Annotated in this window: 15 protein-coding genes; 6 read left to right on the forward strand and 9 right to left on the reverse strand. The window is 63.8% G+C overall.

Going from position 1 to position 21,083, the window contains the following annotated elements:
- Positions 1-24: 24 nt before the first annotated feature.
- From KF715_15945 to KF715_15960, 4 genes are read right to left on the reverse strand one after another with little or no spacing between them, the layout of a single operon-like run.
- A complete protein-coding gene (locus tag KF715_15945; GenBank protein MBX3738187.1) occupies positions 25-1,347 on the reverse strand; it encodes a hypothetical protein in 1,323 nt (440 codons plus the stop codon).
- Positions 1,344-2,471, reverse strand: coding sequence for a hypothetical protein (locus tag KF715_15950; GenBank protein MBX3738188.1), 1,128 nt, complete (start codon positions 2,469-2,471; stop codon positions 1,344-1,346). The genes KF715_15945 and KF715_15950 overlap by 4 nt, the downstream gene beginning before the upstream one ends.
- The gene (locus KF715_15955; GenBank protein MBX3738189.1) at positions 2,468-3,130 is read right to left on the reverse strand and encodes a PadR family transcriptional regulator; all 663 of its coding nucleotides are present in this window, start codon (positions 3,128-3,130) and stop codon (positions 2,468-2,470) included. The genes KF715_15950 and KF715_15955 overlap by 4 nt, the downstream gene beginning before the upstream one ends.
- The gene (locus tag KF715_15960; GenBank protein ID MBX3738190.1) at positions 3,127-5,091 is read right to left on the reverse strand and encodes an AAA family ATPase; all 1,965 of its coding nucleotides are present in this window, start codon (positions 5,089-5,091) and stop codon (positions 3,127-3,129) included. Before KF715_15960 ends, KF715_15955 begins: the two co-directional genes overlap by 4 nt.
- Before the next feature lie 19 nt (positions 5,092-5,110).
- On the opposite strand from KF715_15960, the gene KF715_15965 reads away from it, so the two are divergent.
- A complete protein-coding gene (locus tag KF715_15965) occupies positions 5,111-5,467 on the forward strand; it encodes a hypothetical protein (GenBank protein MBX3738191.1) in 357 nt (118 codons plus the stop codon).
- A 55-nt stretch (positions 5,468-5,522) separates the two neighbouring features.
- Here the strand turns inward: KF715_15965 and KF715_15970 are convergent, their stop codons facing one another.
- Genes KF715_15970 through KF715_15980 form a run of 3 tightly spaced genes read right to left on the reverse strand, consistent with a single transcriptional unit; the run spans position 5,523 to position 8,965 of the window.
- On the reverse strand, positions 5,523-6,437 hold the full coding sequence (locus KF715_15970; GenBank protein ID MBX3738192.1) for a TniB family NTP-binding protein: 915 nt from the start codon (positions 6,435-6,437) through the stop codon (positions 5,523-5,525).
- Entirely contained in the window at positions 6,421-8,301 is a 1,881-nt protein-coding gene (locus tag KF715_15975) for a DDE-type integrase/transposase/recombinase (GenBank protein ID MBX3738193.1), read from the reverse strand. The genes KF715_15970 and KF715_15975 overlap by 17 nt, the downstream gene beginning before the upstream one ends.
- Positions 8,302-8,308: 7 nt before the next feature.
- Positions 8,309-8,965, reverse strand: coding sequence for a TnsA endonuclease N-terminal domain-containing protein (locus KF715_15980; GenBank protein ID MBX3738194.1), 657 nt, complete (start codon positions 8,963-8,965; stop codon positions 8,309-8,311).
- Between the two features lie 260 nt (positions 8,966-9,225).
- Here KF715_15980 and KF715_15985 point away from each other — a divergent pair, with 260 nt between their 5' ends.
- From KF715_15985 to KF715_16005, 5 genes are all read left to right on the forward strand, one after another.
- Positions 9,226-11,637, forward strand: a complete 2,412-nt coding sequence (locus tag KF715_15985; GenBank protein ID MBX3738195.1) for an immunoglobulin domain-containing protein — start codon at positions 9,226-9,228, stop codon at positions 11,635-11,637.
- 82 nt (positions 11,638-11,719) lie between these two features.
- Positions 11,720-14,203, forward strand: a complete 2,484-nt coding sequence (locus tag KF715_15990) for an immunoglobulin domain-containing protein (GenBank protein MBX3738196.1) — start codon at positions 11,720-11,722, stop codon at positions 14,201-14,203.
- Positions 14,204-14,396: 193 nt separating this feature from the next.
- Positions 14,397-16,898: an immunoglobulin domain-containing protein gene (locus tag KF715_15995; protein ID MBX3738197.1), complete on the forward strand. Its 2,502-nt coding sequence runs from the start codon at positions 14,397-14,399 to the stop codon at positions 16,896-16,898.
- 79 nt (positions 16,899-16,977) lie between these two features.
- On the forward strand, positions 16,978-17,748 hold the full coding sequence (locus KF715_16000; protein MBX3738198.1) for an AMP nucleosidase: 771 nt from the start codon (positions 16,978-16,980) through the stop codon (positions 17,746-17,748).
- A gap of 60 nt (positions 17,749-17,808) precedes the next feature.
- The gene (locus KF715_16005) at positions 17,809-18,501 is read left to right on the forward strand and encodes an MBL fold metallo-hydrolase (protein MBX3738199.1); all 693 of its coding nucleotides are present in this window, start codon (positions 17,809-17,811) and stop codon (positions 18,499-18,501) included.
- Between the two features lie 17 nt (positions 18,502-18,518).
- Here the strand turns inward: KF715_16005 and KF715_16010 are convergent, their stop codons facing one another.
- Both KF715_16010 and KF715_16015 read right to left on the reverse strand, forming a co-directional pair.
- Positions 18,519-19,538, reverse strand: a complete 1,020-nt coding sequence (locus tag KF715_16010) for a sodium:calcium symporter (protein MBX3738200.1) — start codon at positions 19,536-19,538, stop codon at positions 18,519-18,521.
- 146 nt (positions 19,539-19,684) lie between these two features.
- Complete coding sequence (locus KF715_16015) at positions 19,685-21,082, reverse strand: hypothetical protein (GenBank protein ID MBX3738201.1); 1,398 nt, start codon at positions 21,080-21,082, stop codon at positions 19,685-19,687.
- Position 21,083: the final 1 nt, after the last annotated feature.

The raw sequence follows: 21,083 nt of genomic DNA on the forward strand, positions 1-21,083 counted from the left end.
CGGTGGTCAAGCCAGTGACGATGGCTAAGCAATTCGTTTCGCGGATTGAATACGGCACGCGCCCTTGTATTCGGCAACGACCATGACTTCCTTCAGCCGCTCTTCCGAGCGCTGCTGGTGGTTGCCGTTGCCACGCGTTTTCCGAAAAATTGTGATCTTCTTCGTCTCGTATCCGCGCCGTTCGAGAATTTCACTCAGGATCAAGTCCACCGGTATCACTACGCCACTGTAAGCGGAATCAGCGACGACAAAGCCAGCAGTCGCACCCACCTTGAGGCGCTGAGCGCATTGCTCGACCACACGATCCAAGTCCACGAAGTATGCATTGATCATATCGGGAATTCGACCGCACCACAGATCGGCCTCCCCAATCGCGCGGATCTTTTGCTGGAGCAGCGGGATGGGCAGCGGGTCCGAATTTTCCCAAGCGACCTGCACGTGGGATCGCACAGTCTTAAATCGGATTTTTCTCAGCTCCGTAGAATTCCGGGCAGCGTGTAGCAAAAATACCTCCGGCCGATAAATGTCAGTATAATCGAAAGAATTTAAGTATGGTGGCGAGGTCAGCAGTCCATCGAAGTGAGTGTCGGCATCGTCGAGGTGATCGCAGCATTGGCGCGAATCGCCATGCAGCACAGTTGCAGAACCCGGGAGGCGTGGCATTCCTTCGATGTCCTCGACGAATCGGAGCACTTGGGTAGCGAACGCATCATCCAGCGCCTGCGCGTCAAAATTCAGCTTCCGCCACTGGGAGCGATAGCGCCAGCATTTGCCGTCCTTACGCGCGTTGGCAACGTCTTCGATGCATGACACGAGAGCGAGCGTGAGCAGATTGCGCAGTGCCCTTGGTTTGACGTCGGCGATTGCGGTCCGAACTTGCTCGAAGCGGCGCGCGACCGAACGATTGAGCAGCCACTTGTCCAACCCGCGGCGTTCAATCAGGGTCGTGTCATCGGGAAGCCGAAAGGCCGGTGCAATGCGACGGTTAGCGAGACAGCGCATTGCGACGCTTTCGATGTCTCGCAATCCGGCATAGTTGCCCGACTTCACGCGACCTAGGAATGCCATGAAAGGATTGGTTTCCACTCCAACGACGCAGTGGCCGAGACGGGCGCCCTCGACCGCCGTCGTGCCGCTGCCGAGAAACGGATCAAGCAACCGACCGCCGGCTTTGGGGAGAAATTCCTCGGTAAAACTCGCGACCAGGCCGGCGCTAAAGCCCTCCTTGAACCGATACCAACGATGCCGCGGCAGAGCGGTATTGGGGGCGAAATCGGGACGGGCCTCTGCAGCGGCGAAGTCAGCCGCGGGCGAGGGCGCCGCGATGGTTTGATCGAGTTGGATCATGGACTGGTAGCCTTGGACACCGTCGAGGCCTTGCGCGGCTCCACGCACGCACGCAGCGCGCGAAAGCTGGAGAGAGAGTGTGGTGCGATGTGAGCGGGATTGATCGCGTAGTCGCCGTCCGTCCGTCCCGCCGCCGGCGCGCAGCAGTCGAACACGACCAAGAAGGCCTTGTCGTAACCGCCGTTGGCAAAATAGATTTTCATCTGCTTCACACCTTCGTCGAAGGTCGAATCGTCGTAGGTCGTGAACCAACCCTTCGTCTTGGCTTTCAACGCGGCGACGATCTCGTCGGTCGCCGCACTCGCCTGAGTGCTCGTTAGCGACATCCCGGTCCATTTCACCTCGATCAGAAAGACCCGTCCGTCCACCAGCGTGAGCACGATGTCGGCACGGCCGGAATTCTCGATGTAGGGTTCGTCGGCATGCTGCAAATAGCACGCGAGTCGCATTCGGAGAAACTTGCCGAGCGCACGGCTCATCATCGTCTCTGGCTTCGGATATAAGATGTGCTTTCCGGGCACGCACCAAACACCGGCCCGGCTCGTGTCGTTCAATTCGTGGCTTCCGAATTCAAATACTATCGCCCCGTCGTCCCATGGTAACCGGTCGGCGGCGCGCGACACGCCCGAGGGCAGCTCGTCGACGACACTCACCGTCTCGCGATAAGTGTCTCCGTCCAGATAGACGACGGCCTCGACACCGTTCGCCCACACCGCGCATCGCTTTTCCTGCCGGCTGACCATCTGAGCCGCGCTCCGCGGCCACATGTTCCCGGACATCATCCTTTTTTCCTCGGCGGACAGATCGTGGGGCACGGTTCCGCCCGCCGCGAGATCAAGCCGCAGGCTGTAGACCTTCGACCCGACGTCGTGGTGGATCGCTTCAATCGCCGTCAGCAAATCCGCTTCCGCGGGCAGCGCGCCGGAAACGGCGGGTGCCTCCAAAAAAAAGATCGCTCCTCTGGGGCGATTGGCCGTCGGGATTTTTCGCAATGCCTTGCCGTAAGCTTTGAAAAGGAATCGCTCGATATCTCCGGCGCTCGAAAATCCAAGTCGCTGCGCCACGGCGCCGAAGGCTTGTTCGTGCGTCGCGAGATGCGCCAGAGTGAACAGCGCGCTACTCATGCCGCCGCCCCTTTGGCCGCATTGGCTGAGGGAAGTTGCGCCGCCAGCGACTTGAGAAAGATTCGGACGACGTCGCGGGGCGCCAAGGCCGGCAGGTCCTTGCCGCGGCGCATCAAGGCCTGCAGGATCGCGAGGGTCGTGAAGGTCTCGTTATTCGCCGCTGTCACCGCCGGCAATGGCACCTGAGTTTCGGCGCCAATCCCTGCCGCCTGATGCTCAGCGAAGAGCCGGGCGAACTCCGCTTCCTCGTAGACCAGCTTACAGATAGTGGTTGCCTGTTCGACGCCGAGGGTCTGCAAAGCCCACACTAAGTCGGTGGCCAACGGCACCAGATCGGAATCGGCGAACTGCGCAAGAACGCGATGGCCCGCGTGCGTAATGCGATAATGGGCTTCCATCTTGCCACCGCGCTGCTCGGCCTTGATCACCTCGACGAGCCCGTTGCAAATCAGCGTATCCAACCGTTTGAAGATCTCGGCTGACCACGGGCCGTAGTGGTAACGCACGAAGCCGAACGTGCGCAGCCACACCCCATAAAGCGGCCGGATCGTTTCGGCGAGGAACGCCTGCTTTACCAGCACAGTGCGGAGGACGGCGGGCTGGCCCCAGCGGTCGTTCGCCGCCATCAACGCGAGCACGAGAAGGGTTCGGTTTTTCATTTGGCTTGGGCGCGATCCGCGACGAGCTTGAGGATGCGGTCGAAGCGAGACTGCTGTGCCTTCTGCACCGGCCGCGGACTGCCCTCAGCAAGCAAATTCAGGACATGCGATGAGCGATCCGCTTTGGCGCGAGATGCCATCACTTCCGGGAGGAAGATGTCGTTGTTGAGGTTCGTGGTAATCACCATCGTGTGCCCCTGCTCGCCAAAGGTGCGGAGCATTTTCGCCACACGCTCCATGTAGGCGATGTCGACCGCGCCCTCGGGCGTCTCGACAAACAACGTCACGGTCTTGTGCGTCTGCTTGTGCCAGACCTCGACGACCGCCATGCGGAACGCGAGATCAACAAACGAGCGTTGCGCATCCGACAGAGCCTGCGCGGAAGGACGCGTTTCCCCGGAAATCACCGGGTAAAAAGCCGAGTGCGGAGCTTTCACCTGCGGACCACGCTTGCCGGGAACATCGCCTTCGCCGAGGAAGGCGACATCGCATGGCTCGTCCAGGTAGAGCTTCGCGTATTTTTTGAAGGCCTCCGCGATGTCCTCGCTGATTTTCGAGAAGACGGCATTCGTCTTCGCAAGTTCCTTCTTCAGCGTGACCATGTGCTTCTTGCAGCGCTCCCGAGCCTGCTTCTCACGCTCACGCATCTGCTTGATCGCGATTTCCATCGAGTGCGCGACCGACGCGGGATTTTTCCGCATGCTCTCCAGTTCATCTTCCTGCGCCTGCGCAACAGCGGCTGTGATCCGCGCCTCCTCCTCGCGCAGGGCTGCCAGTCGACTCCGCGTCTGCTCCCGTTCGAACAACAGCGCCTGCAACGCCTCGGCACGCTGGTTGGCTTCATGCGACCCGGCCGCGCCGGCAACCCCTCCCTTTGCGCGCTCGGCGGGGAGGGCCTTGCTGCACACCACGCAACTGCCGTTTCGAGCGTTGGCGGCGGCGACCGCAGCGAATTCCGTCACCGCGAGATCTAAACCTGTGCGCCCGCAGCATGGGCACCCACGCTCGTCGGGCGCCCGATAAAAATCGGCCAACGCGCGACGCACCGACGCGACAGTTGGGTCGGCGAGCGCAGCGGCCAAAACGGCCTCGTCCATGTCGGTGCCCTGCTGCGCTTCGACCGTAGAGAGCTGTTGGTGGAATCGCGCGTGCGCAGCGGCGATGCGCTTGGCGAGGTCTTCCTCATGCCGGGTATCGGCCGCGAGTCTCTTGCGCACAGCAGCTAGCCCGTCGTCGAGCTCCTTCTTGTTCATCACGCGCTGATTTTCCGCGCTTCGCCGCGCAAGTGCGGCAGTCGGCTTCTCCGTCAATTTTTTCAGATCCTTTAGGTCCTTTTCGAAGCGATGAGCTTGGGCGCTGATATTGCGCGCATCGCTATCCGCCGACTCGACCTTTTCCCACAGCTCGGCCAGGAGCGCATACGACGCATGGTCTGACATCAGCAGATTTACGAGCTCATGCTGGACCAAATTTTGCCACGCAAGCAGGTAGCGCCCCTCGCCAAAAAAGAAGAGATGCTCTTGCAATCGCAGTGCGCCCTCGAAGTCGGTCGCTAGGCCGACACTGGTAGCGAGAGTCTGCTCAAGTTGCGTGCTTTTGAGCGCGGCGCCGTTGCAGGTAGCGGTCACAAGCGCGCCGGTAAGGAGATTGCGCTCGATGACGAACTCAGTCGCACCGATCTTAAATTCCACGTGCACGCACGGGGGATTTTTGGTCAGCGTCGCGCCAGTCCGCTTCGTCAGCCGATCTTTGAAGAAGTCCTTCTCGATCCGGTCCCCCTCGACGATCAGCTTGCCGAAGATCGCGAATTGCGTCGCGTAGACCAACGTCGTCTTGCCGAGGCCTGTTCCGCCTACGATCGCGTTTACTCCTGGGGTGAGGTGCCAATCGATTCCATTGGGGTAGAGACGTTCCGCTCCCTCAACCTTGACCCGCGTAATGTTCAGCCAGTCCGTTAACATGGGGTTTTTCTGAATCTAAATGCAGAACAGATATTGCTTTTTCAATAATAAAGTTATCAATAATGAAATCAGAATGCAACGGGCCAATCAATTACTGCATTCCTTGCGCGGCGCTTTGTCGTCTGCAAAAAAGGACACCTTCACACAAAAAGACATCGCTGCCCTGCTCGGGGTAAACGAACCTACGATGTCCCGATGGTTTACCGGAAAAATCAAACTGGGGCAGATTGAGCTTTTGCTCCGGTTCATTGAGCACTTGCCGGAGGAGCGATGGCAGCGTGAGATTTCCGATGCCCTGAATCGCCGCGCGGGTGTTCGCTATAGACGATCCAATCCGCCACTTCGGAAAAAGGCCAACGAACGCCGTAAGCGCTAGAGATTACGCCCGCGCGCATTCTCTAGCTTGGCCGGCATTCTATCCCGCCAGTGACTTAGCCTCGGTGGTCGAGCTGCTGTTTGCGGTCAGATGGCCCCGTCCAGTCGAGCTCGGCGAGCAAACGAAGGTCGATACGCTCACGACCATTGTTCACTGCCAACACGGCCGCTTCGGTCAGGAGACGGGAGAGTTCGCCGATATAGCCCTCGCTCATAGCGTGCAACTTCCCGGCCAGATTCGTCTCGTGAAGATTGGATGGCTCGGCGAGTGGGAGCATCCGCTCGAAGCTCACCAGCAAGCGGTAGAATTGCTCATCGATCGTCCACCGCGGCAGCACGAGGGGCTGAAACCGGTTCGCCAGCTGAGGGTCGGTCTGGATCGCGCGGAACGCATCCTTTGTGCCAACACCGACGATTGAAATCTGTAGTTCGTTGCCCAGGAACTTCAGGACGTTGAGGAACGCACGCTGCTTGTTGAGATTCCCGGCGAGGATGTGATGGATCTCATCGATGATGAGCATGCGAACCTGCACGTAGCGCAGCAGGGTCACTGCCTGGGACATCTTCTTGTCGACGCGATCGCTGTGGCGAAAAGGCGCGACGAGCAATTCGAGAATCGCGTTGTAGAAACGCCCCTCTTCCGGGACTGGCGGAGCTTGCACTGTGATGACGGGCGCAAGCACCCCCTGCCCGCTCGGGTTGGAATCGGCTGGGTGCGACTGACGAAAGCGATCCACCAGCATGGTCTTTCCGTTGTTCGTATCTCCGACGATCAGGAGATTCGGCATGCGGTGAGAGCGCGGGTAGACCAGCAAGTCCTCGAGCTTGTCGAGAACTTCACGCGCGCGTGGATAGCCGATCCAACGTGGGGCGCGAATGCGCGCAATCCGCTCTCGCTTGGGCAGCGTGAGACACTCCGCCGCGGCTTGGGTAAGATGGCTCGGCGCTGGATTGCTACTCGTCGTCTTCATGATCCTCAGGTGTGCGGCTGCTCAGGTCATCGAGTTCGTCGAAGGGCGCGGGAGGCTTGCCGGGGGCACCGGCTTCCGTAGTGGCCGGCAAAGGCAATGAACGCGGCAGATCGGGCGCTGAGAAGCGGCGACGCTGTGCGGCACGACGAACGGCCTTCGTGCTGGAAGCCGCCTCCTGCTCAATGGTGCGCATCCGATCGTAGGCCTCAAACAACGCCCGTTCATCCATTGGCTGTTTCGAGGACTCTACCGCTCGGGACATTTCGCGCAATTCCCAGATGCTGACGGGCGGATGCGAGGTGTCCCGATAAGGGATGGGAAAGTGAGCGTTGAGGACCGGGTCCCAGAACCAGATCACGCTAAGGTCGCGGGGATCGAAACGGAAAAGGAACTTTCGCTTGTGGCGCGGGTGTGCGGGATCGGGAGCATTGATCCATGCACGCAAAACGTCGTGGTAGTAGTGGATCTCGTCGATCACGACGCCGTAGTTTTGAATGGTCCGTTCCTTATACGGCAGGAAATCCAAACGGAGCCGTTGTTCGTCCGCGACGCGGGCTGGCAGTCCCGTGCCTGGCCGCGTGGCCGTGCCGAGGATGCCTTGTTGAAATCTCTCGGACGGAGAAACTCCCAACACCGAATGCACACGGCGATGATAGACCTGAACGATGAAGGTGGTCAGCCAGGTCTCGAGTTCACGGAGGGTCATCACCGCCCGTTGTTCCGAGGGATAGTCTCCGCGCTCCACAGGGTTGGAGAACGTGGTGCCCGGGAGAGTGTGAATCTCTCGCGCGAGAGTGCCGAGCAGGCGTTCGATGTGACTCCCGAAGTGAGGCCGGGCCACGGGCCGCCATTCGATATTGATTCCGTATTGCTGACACGCGCGATCGAGCATCTGGCCACGAAACTCGCGCGCATTGTCGACGTGGAAGGTTCTGGGCAGCCCCCAAACCGGCCACTCACCATCCACCTCCGTGCGGAGCAGCCACGGCTCCTTGGCGAGGGCTGAATGAGCGATGCACAAGCCAACGGACAGGGCCCCAGGCGGGTCAAACGAGACGTAGAAGCCGGTCACCATTCGGCTGAAAACATCGATCGCCAAGGTCAGCCACGGTCGGCCAATCGGTCTGCGGTGCACGTCATCAACGAGAATGAGGTCAATTTTCGTGTGGTCGATCTGCACGACCGCGAGCGGCCAATCGGCACCGGGAAACGAGCCTTCGATCGGAGAAAATTTCTGCTCGGCTGCACGACGGCTTGCGCGCTTGGTGAGCTGAAGAGATTGGGAAATCGACGTGATGCGATTGCGCACCGTGTTGGGATGCGGCGGTGTGACATTGCTCCGCAAGCAACGGCTGCGCACCTCCGCGCAGACCTTGGAGATCGGCATGCGCTGAGGCGTGAGGAAAAATTCCTTGATCACCGCTTTGATAACATCCTCCACTAAGAGATCCAGTCGCTGGGCACCTTTATCGGAACGCGTCTTGGGCATCAAGGACGTGAGCAGGCCCGTCTCCTGATAGGCCGATATCCACTTGTAGACGGTATTGACGTGGAGATTGAAAGAGGCCGCCCGTTCCTCGACTTCAGCACGATTGCGATCGGTCTTCCCGAGCAAAGGAAGGATGACCTCCAAGCGCTGATTTGCGATCTGCCAGTCGTGATCCGGAATGCGTTCGAGGTCTGTATGCCCCGGAGTTGGCGCGGAAGTGCGCAGCTCAGCGACACGGAACTTCCGTGTCTCGCCAGTCTCGGCATCGCGCACAAGGACGGTGTCGAGATTCACCAGCCGGGTTACGACACCGCGGCGACCATTGGCAACGACATCGATGCCTTCACGGATTTGGAGAGAGGGAGTCGCGGCCATGTCGGGTCTAGTCCTGCGGGAGCCAGATGCTGCTCTGCATCGTCAGCGGAACAGTCAAATCGGCCATCACTTGCGCGGTGCCAATCATATGCCAGAGCTTGGGCAGCAGGAGCGCCTGGTTCCAGCGATCTTTACATAGCGCGGCCAACAATAGCGCCGGAGTGGCTTCGCGTAGTTGCGCCAACGTCTCGTGCAAGCGAGCAACATCGTCTTCCATGCCGGGCTCCAGGCGGGCATACCGATCCAAGAATCGCACGTTCTCCAGGAAAGGCGTTCTGATTTCAGCCTCCGTAATCAGCTTGAACCGCCATCCCTTCTCGGCCGCAAAGCGAGCCGCCGCTTGAAACTTCGGCGTCAGTTTCTTCCAGTCGGAGCGGAGTTCCGAACGATATTTGACCTCACAGAGCCACGGTTTGCGATCGGGCATCATCCCCGGATCGAAGTGCACGAGCACGTCGGGAGTGTAGTGGCGCTGCCGGTCGGTGCCAGACAGCGGAATTCGCACTGGCTGGACCTCGAATGACCGGACCGCCGGGTTGAAGTTCAGCAGGGCGAGAAAGTCGCGCTCCAATGTGGACTCGAAGCGCGCGGCGCCGACCGCCTTGGTCGAACTGAAGGCGCCGGTGACGTTGCGATGGTTCTTGGGAACAGTGCGGACAGGCATGATGGAAGGGACTAAGCCAGTAGCGTTGAGCGTTGAGAGAGCGGCGCGTCCCCGTGCCTCAGCACACCAGAGCGATGGAATTCGCGCTCCGCAACCGCGCAGCAGCACACTTTAATTTTGGAATTCACAGGCGTCGAGCACCTGAACACGCAAAACACCCTCGCCGCCGCGCGCTGAGCCTAGCCCCTCGCCGGCCGCGCGAGCGTCGCCACTAGCGGTTTCGCCCGCTTCGTTTGTCTCTTTCTGCAGCCCGCAGCTGCATGAAGCTCTCAACGACGGTCCTATTCTCATTTGCCCTCCTCGCGTCGTTCTCGGCGTCGCCCTCTCTCGTCGCTGCGTCCAGTTACGCTACGCCCTACGCGTTCTCCACGCTCACCGGCGTCTCCAGCATCGGCAGCAATGACGGCCCCGGCGCCGCCGCGCGCTTCTACGGTCCGAGCGCGATCACCTGCGACGCGAACGGCAACCTCTACGTCGCCGACGAGGTCAACAACACCCTCCGCAAGATCACGCCCTCGGGCGTGGTAAGCACCTTAGCCGGCACCGCCGGCGTGCGCGGCGGCAGCGATGGCACCGGTCCCGACGCCCGATTCAACAATCCCACCGGCGTCGCCGTCGATGCCGCCGGCAATATCTACGTCGCCGACAAGCTCAACCATGCGGTGCGCAAGGTCTCCCCGGCCGGAGTCGTGACCACCTTCGCCGGCGTTGTCGGACAACGCGGCACCGCCGACGGCACGTCCACCCAAGCGCGTTTTGAAATCCTCGGCGGCGCCGCCATCGACACGGCCGGCAACATCTACGTCGCCGAATGGGTGAATAACACCGTCCGCAAGATCGCACCCAACGGCACCGTCACCACGCTCGCCGGGCAGCCCGGCGTCTATGGCACCGCCGACGGCGTCGGCACCGCCGCGACGTTCATGTTTCCCTACTCCCTCGCGCTCGACGCGAACAACAACGTCTGGGTCGGCGACCTCATCGGCAGCCTGCGCAAAATCGCGCCAGACGGCACCGTGACGACCGTCATTCCCTCGAGCGCGGGCCACCAATCGATCACCGCCCTCGCCATCGCGGCAAACGGCACGCTCTATTTCGCCACCGGTCGCCACACGATTCATCGTCGCGCCACCGACGGCACCGTGACCTTGATCGCCGGCGCCGCGGGAGTGCGCGGCGCGACCGACGGCGCCGGCACGGTCGCGCGGCTCAGCAATCCCTTCGGCCTCGCCCTCGACAGTGCGGGCAACCTCTTCGTCGCCGATCGCGACAACAATACGATCCGCAAGATCACTGCCGACGGCACCGTCTCCACCCTCGCCGGCCTCGCGCCCGACAACGCCACCGGCACGACCGACGGCACGCTGAACGCCGCGCGCTTCGGCGGACTCGCCCAAATCGCCATCGCCCCCACCGGGGAGTCGTATGTCGCCGACGCAATCAACTCCACGATACGTAAGATCAACCGCGACGGCGTGGTGAGCACCTTCGCAGGCAAGGCCGGCCAGCGCGGCAATGTCGACGGCACCGGCGACCAAGCGCGCTTCGACAGCCCCTACGGCATCGCACTCGCCGCGGACGGCAATCTCTACGTGAGCGACGCCGCCACGAACACGATCCGCAAGGTGAGCGCCCAAGGCGTCGTCACGACCCTCGCCGGCAACGCGAACGCTGCCGGCGCTGACGACGGCACCGGCAGCGCCGCGCGTTTCAACTTTCCCGCCGGTCTCGTCGCCGGTCTCGACGGCAATATCTACGTCGCCGACCGGCTCAATCACACGATCCGCCGCATCACGCCCACGGGCGTCGTCACGACTTTCGCCGGCAGCCTCCTGCTTCCGGGCAATCTCGACGGACTCGGCACTGCCGCACGCTTCGATACGCCCGAAGGCCTCGCGCAGGACGCCGCCGGCAATCTCTACGTTTCTCACTCCGTTCGCCACGGCAGCATCCGCAAAATCGCGCCCAACGGCACGGTCACCACCTTGGCCGGCGGTGCCGGCGGCGACGCGAACGCGGAAGACGGCACCGGCTCCGCCGCTCGTTTCAACCAACCCAAGGCACTCGCGGTCGACGCCAGCGGCAACGTCTTCGTCGCCGACGGCGAAAATCATGTGATTCGCAAAGTGACGCCCGCCGGCGTCGTCACCACCCTCGCCGGCCTCGCCGAAGCCGCCGGCAGCGCCGACGGTCTGGGCCGCAAGTCGCGCTTCCTTTCGCCTCCCGGCCTCGCCCTCGACCGCGATGGCGGCATCTACGTCACCAGCGGCACGACGATCCGCAAGGGCATCGTCGCCGCCGCGCCACGCATCACAACGCAGCCCGCAAATGCCAGCGTGAACGCCGGCGCGAACGCCCAACTCTCCGTCATCGCGGCCGCCGCTCCCGAACCGGCCTACCAGTGGCGATTGAACGGCACGGCCATCGCCGGCGCGACCGCGAGCACGTTGACCATCTCCGCGGCGCGCACAGCGGACGCCGGCGACTACACCGTCGTCGTCTCGAACGAACTCGGCAGCGTCACCAGCAATCCAGCCACGCTCAATGTCACGGCAGTCACGACGCCGACGCCAGCGTCCAGCGGGAATGGCGGTGGCGGCGGCGCACCGAGCGTCTGGTTTATCGCGGCGCTGTTACTCAGCGGCCTGGCTCGACGGATCTTCCGGAGCTGAACGCTCTGGAACCACACTCCGCCACGCGCTGCGAATAGCGGTTTGGCCACGTTCAATTGTCTTCTCATGCGGGCCACACCGCATGAACAAAGTGAACTTCTGCTTTTTCCGACCCATCTGGATCGTTCTCATCACGACCCTTATCGTCCGCGCCGAGGACCCCAGCCCGGCGCCCTACTACTTCACCACACTTGCCGGAACCTCCAATATCGGAAATGCCGACGGCACCGGCAAAGCGGCACGCTTCTACAGCCCGATCGGGGCCGCCTTCGACCGCGCAGGGAACCTCTGGGTGGCGGATACCTACAATCACACCATTCGGAAAATCACGCCCGCCGGTGTCGTGACCACCGTGGCCGGGCTGGCGGGTTTTAGCGGCGCGACCGATGGCACCGGCGATGCCGCCCGATTCAACTACCCGGCGGGTCTGGCACTGGACGGCGCCGGCAACATTTATGTGGCGGAATCCCGCAACCACACGGTCCGGCGCATCACGCCGGCGGGAGTCGTAACGACCGTAGCCGGTCTGGCCGCGACTCCGGGTTCCGTCGATGGCACCGGCAACGCTGCACGGTTCAACACCCCAGAGGGCATCGCCATCGACGGGGCGGGCAATCTCTACGTCGCCGACACCAACAATTCCACCATCCGCAAGATCACGGCCACCGGAGTAGTCACGACCTTTGCCGGGAAAGCGGAGACATCCGGAGCCACCGATGGGTTGGGAGAAGCCGCTCGTTTCAAGATGCCAACCGGGCTCGCAGTCGACGCCGCGGGCAATGTTTTCGTGGCCGACTCATTCAACCACACGATCCGGCGTATCACTCCCGCAGGCGCCGTCACCACTGTCGCCGGGCTGGCTGGCTCCAGCGGGGCCATCGACGGTTCGGGCAGCACGGCCCGGTTCAGCATTCCTGAAGGAGTGACGGCCGACCTCCAGGGTAACCTCTACGTGGCGGAGGGTGGCAACTGCACGATTCGCAAGATCGACCCGACAGGCGCGGTCAGCACCATCGCCGGCCAAGCCGGCCGCTTCGGTTGGAAAGACGGCACTGGCAGCGCGGCGCTTTTCAATTTCCCCAACGGAGTGGCGGTCGACGCCAGCAACGGGATTTTCGTCACCGACACCTACAATTCGACGATCCGTCGCATCACACCAGACGGCGTGGTCACCACCTTTGCCGGTTCGGCAGAAAGCCGGGGTTCAGCGGACGGCACCGGCGATGCCGCGCGCTTCAATCTGCCCGGGGGCGTGACTGTGGACGGCACCGGCAACGTCTATGTTGCCGACACGTCCAACAACACCATTCGCCGCATCACCCCTGACGGCGTCGTTACGACCCTGGCCGGGACTGCCGGTCAGGTGGTTGCAGACAGCACCACTGGCCAGGTGGGCGGAAAATACGCGGACGGCACGGGATCCGCGGCGCGGTTCTTCTCCCCGACCGGAGTGGCGTTGGACGCGGCGGGCAACGTCTTCGTCTCCGACACTGGCAACTGTGTCATTCGCCGCATCACTCCCGCTGGAGCCGTGACCACGCTCGCCGGTAACGCGGAGACCTTCGGTTGGGCCGACGGCACGGGCACTGGCGCCATTTTTTTCGAACCGGTCGGCCTGGTGGTCACCGGCGCGAACGAAATCTTCGTCGCCGATTCGGGAAACCACGTCATCCGCCGCATCACTCCCGCCGGCGTCGTGACCACTTTTGCCGGCCAGCCGAGAATCAGCGGCTCCGACGACGGCACGGGCACTGCGGCGCGCTTCAACAGGCCGCGCGGCCTCGCACTGGATGCCTCAGGCAACCTCTACGTGGGGGACACCTACAATCACACCATTCGGAAAATTACGCCCGCCGGAGTCGTTACCACCGTGGCCGGCCTGGCGGGCTCTCCGGGCCTGACTGATGGCCCCGGAAATCTTGCCCGCCTCAACAGCCCCGGCGGGCTAGCCATCGACCAATCCGGAAACATTTATCTGGCCGACAGCACCAATCACACTTTTCGCCGCATCTCCCCTTCTGGCGAAGTCACCACCCTCGCGGGCAAAGGCGGAACCGACGGCTCAGCCGATGGCCTCGGGAATTCGGCCCGGTTCTTTTATCCCAACTTCGTCGCCTTGGATGCCAAGGGCGTCGCCTACGTGACTGATGGGTTCAACAACACCATCCGCCAAGGCCAGCTCGCAGCCGCACCCGTTGCGATCGAGCAACCGAAGAACCTCTCCGTATCCGCCGGCTCCAGTGTGACCTTCTCCGTCAAGGCCGTCGCTGTGCCGGCTCCGACTTATCAATGGCAGTTCAACGGTCAGCCCTTCAGCGGCGCGACCGGCAGCACCCTCAGCTTCAACAACGCCCGCGCCTCCGACGCCGGCGAATACTCCGTCACGATCACCAACGCCCTTGGCAGCGTCACCAGCGGGAAGGCCACGCTGACCGTGACGCCGGCGAGCGCGCCACCACCGACCGGCGGCGGCAGTTCCAGTGGTGGCGGCGGCGCACCGAGCGAGTGGTTCCTCGCCACGCTGCTCAGCCTCGTCGCCTTGCGCACGCTGCGCCGCGCGCGCTGAGCGCACACACCTCCAGTCACGCCGCGACCCGGGGCGAGTGCATCGCCCCTTTTTTGCGCCCGCCTCCGCCGCACCACCTGCGATCTCGGGAAGAAGTGCGCCCCAGCGCGTCCTCGGAAAATTCCGCGGCCTCGCAGTCCGCAGTAGCGGACGCACGACACTGGATTGTCGTTCGGAGCAGCGCTTCTCTTCCATGAAACACCTCCGCCTTTTCACTCTCGGCGCACTCGCGCTGCTCTCCAGCCTCGGCCCGCGGCTCCACGCCGCCGCCGACTATTCAACCCTGTATTCGTTCACGACGCTCGCCGGCACATCGAGCATCGGCAGCCAGGATGGCACGGGTGCCGCCGCGCGTTTCTACAGTCCACAGGACATCGCCGTCGACGCCACCGGCAACGCCTTCGTCGTCGACGAGGGCAACCACACCATCCGCAAGATGACCCCGGCCGGCGTCGTCACCACCTTCGCCGGCAAGCCGGGCGAACCCGGCAACGTCGACGGCACGGGCAGCGCCGCGCGCTTCGACAGCCCGCAAGGCATCGCCATCGACTCGTCCGGCAATCTCTACGTCACCGACACCGGCAACCACACCATCCGCAAAATCACTTCCGCCGGCGTCGTGACGACTCTCGCAGGTCTGGCGGGCGTCACCGGTAACACCGACGCCTCGGGCAACGCCGCGCGCTTCAACCGCCCCCGCAAAATCGCGAGCGACTCGTCCGGCAACCTCTATGTGACCGAAGCGGGCAACAACGCCGTCCGCAAGATCACGCCCACCGGCGGCGTCACCACCTTCGCCACCAACCTGAAATTTCCCGAGACGCAGGACATCGACGCTCTCGTGTCCGTCGCTTACGGCGCCATCGCCGTCGATACGAACGGCAACGTCTGCGTCTCCGCCTACGAATTCACCGACGAGCACTCGGTCCTCACGTCCTCAGGCTATTTCGTGAACTATTCCTACATCGGTTTCGTGCACAAGCTCACGCCCGCCGGCGCCGACTCACGCCTTTGGGAGACTTCGATCACGCGCACCTATGACCGGCAGCTATACAACGCCGGCGTCAGCGCCCTCACCTTCGACTCCACCGGCCAGCTCGTCGCCACCGTCGGATACCAAGTGGTGCGCTACGCTCCGCCCGCCGACGGTTCACCCAATTTTGTCACTCTGGCCGGCGACGGGACGATCGGTGGCGCGGACGGTTCGGCCACGATGGCGAAGCTCGGTTTCCCGATGGCCCTGACCTATGACCGCAGCGGCAATCTCCTCATCGCCGACGCCGGCAACAACAACGTTCGCAAACTCTCCACCACGGGCACCGTGAGCACGGTAGCGGGCCTCGCCTTGGAAAACGCCGCGTCATTCCTCGATGCGACGGGCTCCGCCGCCCGCCTCGGTTCCCAACTCGGCGTGGCCGTCGACGCCCAACGCAATGTCTATATCGCGGACACCGCCAACCACTGCATCCGCAAAGTCACCCCCGCGGGCGACGTCACCACTCTCGCCGGCGCCCCGGGCCAATCGGGAGCCGTCGACGGCATGGGCACGGCCGCCCGCTTCAACGGCCCCGTCGGACTCGCCGTCGCCAGCTCGGGCATCCTCTACGTGACCGACACCCAGAACCACATCCTCCGACGCGTTTCTCCGACCGGCGAAGTCACCACCCTCGCCGGAACCGCGGGCACTTTCGGCAGCGCCGACGGCCAGGGAACCGACGCGCAATTCTACTATCCCCGCGGCGTCACGATCGGCGCGAACGGCGACCTGTTCGTCACCGATTCGACCAATGCCACGATCCGCAAAGTCACCGCGACCGGAGAGGTCTCCACCTTCGCCGGCACCGCTCTCGCCTACGGCACCGCGAACGGCACCGGCAGCGCGGCGCGCTTTGGAAGCCCGCAAGGCATCGTGGCCGACGCCAGCGGCAATCTCTACGTGACCGATCCCGGCAATCACACCATCCGCAAGATCACCTCCGACGGCGCCGTCACCACCCTCGGCAGCGCCACCCCAGGCTACGCCGACGGCAGCCTCGCGGCCGCACGCTTCAATGACCCCGCGGCGATCGGGGCCGATGCGAGCGGCAATCTCTACGTCGCCGACAGTGACAACCAGACCATTCGCAAGATCTGGACGACGGGAACCACGGCCGGGACCGTCAGCACACTCGCCGGTCTGGTCGATTCCCCCGGCAGCACGGACGGCGCGGGCCGCGACGCCCGCTTCTACTACCCGCGCGGCATCGCCGTCGACAACGCGGGCGGGCTCTACGTCGCCAGTGGCACCACGGTGCGCGCCGGCGTGCTCGCTACCGGTCCCACCATCACGACCCAGCCGGCCAGCCAATCCGTCAACGCCGGCGCCAACGTCACATTCAGCGTCACCGCCACCGGCACCCCGACGCCGACCTATCAATGGTCCCTCAACGGCACCGCGCTCAGCGGCGCGACCGGCAGCTCGCTCACCGTCTCCAACGTCGCCGCCGCCAACGCAGGCGACTACACCGTCAGCGTGACCAACGCCGCCGGCAGCGTCACGAGCAACAAGGCCACGCTCACCGTCAACACGCCCGCCCCCACTCCCACCCCCACGCCCGCACCGTCCGGCGGCGGCGGCGGCGCGCCCTCGGATTGGTTCGCCGCGCTCGTCGCCAGCGCGCTGCTCATCCGCGCCTGGCGTCAGGCCCGAGGCTGAGCCGCGCCGACATCGCCAGCTAAATTAACCTCGCCCCGCCGAAACGCGGGGCTAATTTTTTGCGGGCAAAACAGCTCGCATGGACACCAAACAACAAATCGTCGAGAACTGGTTGCCCCGCTACACCGGCGTCCCGCTCAAGGATTTCGGCCAGTATATCCTCCTCACGAACTTCGACGCCTACGTCGAGACCTTCGCCCAGTGGCACAACGTCCCCGTGATGGGTCGCGACAAGCCGATGAGCTCCGCCACCGCGGACGGCGTCACGATCATCAACTTCGGCATGGGCAGCGCCACGGCGGCGACCGTGATGGACCTGCTCACCGCGATCAACCCGAAGGCCGTCCTCTTCCTCGGCAAATGCGGCGGCGTGAAACACCGCGCAAAAGTCGGCAGCCTCATCCTCCCCATCGCCGCCATCCGCGGCGAGGGCACGAGCAACGACTATTTTCCGCCCGAAGTGCCCGCGATGCCGTCGTTCGCGCTGCAAAAAGCCATCTCGACCACGATCCGCGATCATAGCCGCGATTACTGGACCGGCACCGTCTACACGACCAACCGCCGCGTCTGGGAGCACGACGCCGAGTTCAAGAAATACCTCGAGCGCCTCCGCGTCATGGCCATCGACATGGAGACGGCGACGATCTTCATCACCGGATTCGCCAACGAAATCCCCACCGGCGCGCTGCTCCTCGTGTCCGACGAACCCATGACGCCCGAAGGCGTGAAAACCTCCGAGAGCGACCGCAAGGTCGACGGCGACTTCGTCTCCGATCACATCCGCATCGGCCTCGATTCCCTGAAGCAGCTCATCAACAAGGGGCTCACGGTGAAGCATCTGAAGTTCTGAGCCGGCGCCGAGCCGAGCGTTGCGCAACGACGCCCGGCTGGTTTTGCTCGGCGCGGTGCCATGATCGTCCGCATCAAAGGCGCGATTTCGAACTGCTACCTCCTGCTCGGGGACCAGCCCGTGCTCGTCGACACCGGTGCGCCCGGCGATCTCCCGCGCATCCTCGCCGCGTTGAAACAGCAGGGCATCGACCCGAAACAGCTCTCGCTCATCCTGCTGACGCACGGCCACAGCGACCACGCCGGCAACGCCGCCGAGTTGCACACGCGCAGCGGTCGACCGGTCGCGTTGCACGCCGGCGACGCCACGCTCGCCCGCACCGGCAAAAACGGCGTGCTCGCCGCCCAGGGGCCGCTCGGCCGCTTCATCCGCCCCTTCGTCGACGAGGATTTCCAAAGTTTCGAGCCCGACATTCTCTTCCGCGAATCCTTCTCGCTCGAACCCTACGGCGTGCGCGGGAAAATCATCCCGACTCCCGGCCACACCGCCGGCTCCGTCTCGGTCGTCCTCACCTCCGGCGAGGCGATCGTCGGCGACGTGCTGCGCGGCTCGATGATGTGGCCGAACCGCGCGCGCCCGCCGTTTTTCTGCAACGACACCGACCTGAACGCGCGCAGCATCGTGCGCCTCGCACGCGAAGGCTTGTTGCGCTGCCACCCCGGGCAATTCGGCAGCTTCCCCGGCTCCGAGCTCGGTCGCTATCTCACGACCGGCGGCAACGAAGTGTTCGAGCTTTCCGGCGAACCGGTGTGACGACAGGAGGGCGCGGCTCACGCGAACAATCCCGTCCACACGAACCACCCGTAGGCGCCGATCAGCACGCCGCCGACCCACCGCGGCAAGCCGCCAAACGCGAGCAGGCAGAACGCGTGCACCACCACCGCGCCGCCGAGCAGCATCAGGCCGGTCATGAACAGCGGCGGCACAGCGACGGGCGTGAGCAACGCGAGCGCCCCAAGACACAGCGGGATGCAGATGTGCCCGTCGCCGATCTGCGAACTGTAGACGACGTCCGCGCGTTTCTTCCAACCCCAGTAAAGCGCGAGCAGCGCGTTCGGCAGCACCATCAACCAGCCGCTGAGCCAGCCGAGATTCGCCGCGCTCACGAAACCCGACTTCTGCGCCGTGATCCACGTCACCAGCCAATCGATGCTTTCGTAGAGCGCCCACGCCGCCGTGAGCACGACGACGAGATCGACGTAGAACAGCACGCCGAACGACGCGCGCCGTTGCACGTTATGCTTCATCACGTCGAACACCTGGAACGTCTGCCAAAACAGAAACAGTCCCACGAGCATCAGCCCGTCTGTGCGCGCGAGCTGGCCGTCGTCGGCGAGCAGCCATGTGCCACCCGTGAAAAACAGGACCGCGACGAGCGTGAGCAGCAGCGAGAGGCGGTTCACCAGCGCGCCGGTCGCACCGGCATCGCCGCGTGCGTTGCCAGCTTTGCCCGCCGGCTTCTTCGCCCCCTTCGCCGCGCCCGACTTCGCTCCGCTCGTCACCTGCAAGCCAAACAGCAGCGCCGGCAAACCGAGCAGCAAAGTCAGGTTCGTGACGTTGTTCACGAGACAGTTGGTCAACACTTCCTGCGCCGGGCCGTGGCGCTGCCAGACGATCCAGACGAAGAGCAGATTCCCGAGTCCCGAGCAGTAAGGCATCACGAGCGTGCCGAGCGCGGTGCCCTCGAGTCCGTGGTCGAGCATCGCCTCGAGCCGCCACAGCATGAGCAGCGATGCCACGAGGAAGACCCCGAAATAGGTCCACGGATCGGTGAGCCCGAGCGACTCGATGAACGGCGGCAGCACGCCGCGGATTCAGGCGGGGAGCATGCCCGCGTTCAACGGCGAAACCACCCAGGTGGTGGCCAACGTCTCCGACGGCGATGGTTCGCGCCCGATCGCGATGGCGTCGCCCGGACGGCGACGCGCGCCGCCCGTCACTGCAACGGTTGCTCGAGCCGCATCCAGCGATTCGACAGGTCGCGGAAAATCGCGTCGGTGTTCTTCTGCGAGACGCTCTCGCCGGCGGAGATGGTCTGCGCGGCGCTGAAATCTCCGAGCACGGCGCAATAGTCGTTGTTGACCATGATGCCGATGAGGTCGCCGGTCTGCGCGAAGACGAGATCGCCGCGCTTGGGCGCGATTTCGCCGAAGAGGCGCGTCGAGATGCGATTGTCGATCTTCACGTAGCCGCGGCGGTTCGCGTCGATGCGGAAATGCGTCTCGCCGTAGCGGCCGTCGTCGGCGCGGACGAGCACGACGGAGGGGAACTTGAACGGCTCGGTGGCGAGCTTGTAGACCTTCGCGCCCATGACGGCGGCGAGCGAGTCGTCGATCGGCACCAGCACGACGCGCGGGTCGGCGTTGAGGAAGCGGAGTTCGTTGACCGGCGCCTTGAACGTGCCGCGCGTGAGCTGGCCGGCGATCAGGTCGTAGTTCGGCGGGTTTTCCCAGGTGAGCGAGAATGGCGTGTCGCTCAGGTGCGCGAGCGCGTAGACGTGCGCGCCGTCGGTGACGAGGACGGTCTGCGAATCCTTGTCCTTCACGCTGGGGCTGAAGAGGCCGGGGCGGCGCGTGGTGACGTGGAGCTGCACGCGGTTGTTGAGGAACTCGGCGAAGAGCGTGTTCGGGTTCACCGGGCGGTTGTCGCGGATCTCCTGCGTGAGCTCGGTGGATTTCTGCGCGAGCTGGCCGACGCCCTGCGCGAGCTGCGTGGTCTGTTCCTGGACCTTGGCGCGTTCCTGACGCTCGACCTCGATCTGCTGCTTGGCCTCGGTGAGATTCTGGCCGAGCATTTGTTTCTCCTGCTCGGCGACTTTCACGGCGACGGCGAGCGACTCGATGCGCTGGCGCGCCTCGGTGTTGGCGCGCTCCATTTTCGCGAGTTCGGCTTTCTGGCGCTCCGCTTCGGCACGGCGCTCCTCGAGCTCGCGCTGCATCTTTGCGAGCTGCTCCTTGGTGAGGAACGCCTCGTTGGTGGCTTCGGAGTATTTCTTCTCGAGTTCCTTCGCGGCGGCGGAGGTTGAGGACAGCGCGCCTTGGAGCTGCTGCTTCTGCTGTTCGAGCTGGGAAAGGGCTTTCTCGCGCTCGGTGAGCGTGCCCTGCGTGTTGTTGAGCTGCGAGGCGAGCTGGTCGCGCGCGGCCTTCTCGTCCTCGAGGGAGACGCGCATGAGCTCGACCATGTCGGCGTTCACCGCGGGAGCGGCGGCCGGCGACGACGCGGTCGGCGCCGGGGTGTCGAGCGCGCGCTGCGGCTCCGCCTTTTCCCAGCGCGTGAGCGCGAGGAGGTTGAGCAACAGGAAGTCGCAGATGATGAGGAGAAGCGTCTTGTTCATG

This window comes from Candidatus Didemnitutus sp., from assembly GCA_019634575.1.
Taxonomy (GTDB): Bacteria; Verrucomicrobiota; Verrucomicrobiia; order Opitutales; family Opitutaceae; genus Didemnitutus.

Coding starts and splice junctions, on each gene's coding strand:
- KF715_15945 (MBX3738187.1), bottom strand. CDS start 1,347: ATGATCCAACTCGATCAAACCATCGCGGCGCCCTCGCCCGCGGCTGAC.
- KF715_15950 (MBX3738188.1), bottom strand. CDS start 2,471: ATGAGTAGCGCGCTGTTCACTCTGGCGCATCTCGCGACGCACGAACAA.
- KF715_15955 (MBX3738189.1), bottom strand. CDS start 3,130: ATGAAAAACCGAACCCTTCTCGTGCTCGCGTTGATGGCGGCGAACGAC.
- KF715_15960 (MBX3738190.1), bottom strand. CDS start 5,091: ATGTTAACGGACTGGCTGAACATTACGCGGGTCAAGGTTGAGGGAGCG.
- KF715_15965 (MBX3738191.1), top strand. CDS start 5,111: ATGCAGAACAGATATTGCTTTTTCAATAATAAAGTTATCAATAATGAA.
- KF715_15970 (MBX3738192.1), bottom strand. CDS start 6,437: ATGAAGACGACGAGTAGCAATCCAGCGCCGAGCCATCTTACCCAAGCC.
- KF715_15975 (MBX3738193.1), bottom strand. CDS start 8,301: ATGGCCGCGACTCCCTCTCTCCAAATCCGTGAAGGCATCGATGTCGTT.
- KF715_15980 (MBX3738194.1), bottom strand. CDS start 8,965: ATGCCTGTCCGCACTGTTCCCAAGAACCATCGCAACGTCACCGGCGCC.
- KF715_15985 (MBX3738195.1), top strand. CDS start 9,226: ATGAAGCTCTCAACGACGGTCCTATTCTCATTTGCCCTCCTCGCGTCG.
- KF715_15990 (MBX3738196.1), top strand. CDS start 11,720: ATGAACAAAGTGAACTTCTGCTTTTTCCGACCCATCTGGATCGTTCTC.
- KF715_15995 (MBX3738197.1), top strand. CDS start 14,397: ATGAAACACCTCCGCCTTTTCACTCTCGGCGCACTCGCGCTGCTCTCC.
- KF715_16000 (MBX3738198.1), top strand. CDS start 16,978: ATGGACACCAAACAACAAATCGTCGAGAACTGGTTGCCCCGCTACACC.
- KF715_16005 (MBX3738199.1), top strand. CDS start 17,809: ATGATCGTCCGCATCAAAGGCGCGATTTCGAACTGCTACCTCCTGCTC.
- KF715_16015 (MBX3738201.1), bottom strand. CDS start 21,082: ATGAACAAGACGCTTCTCCTCATCATCTGCGACTTCCTGTTGCTCAAC.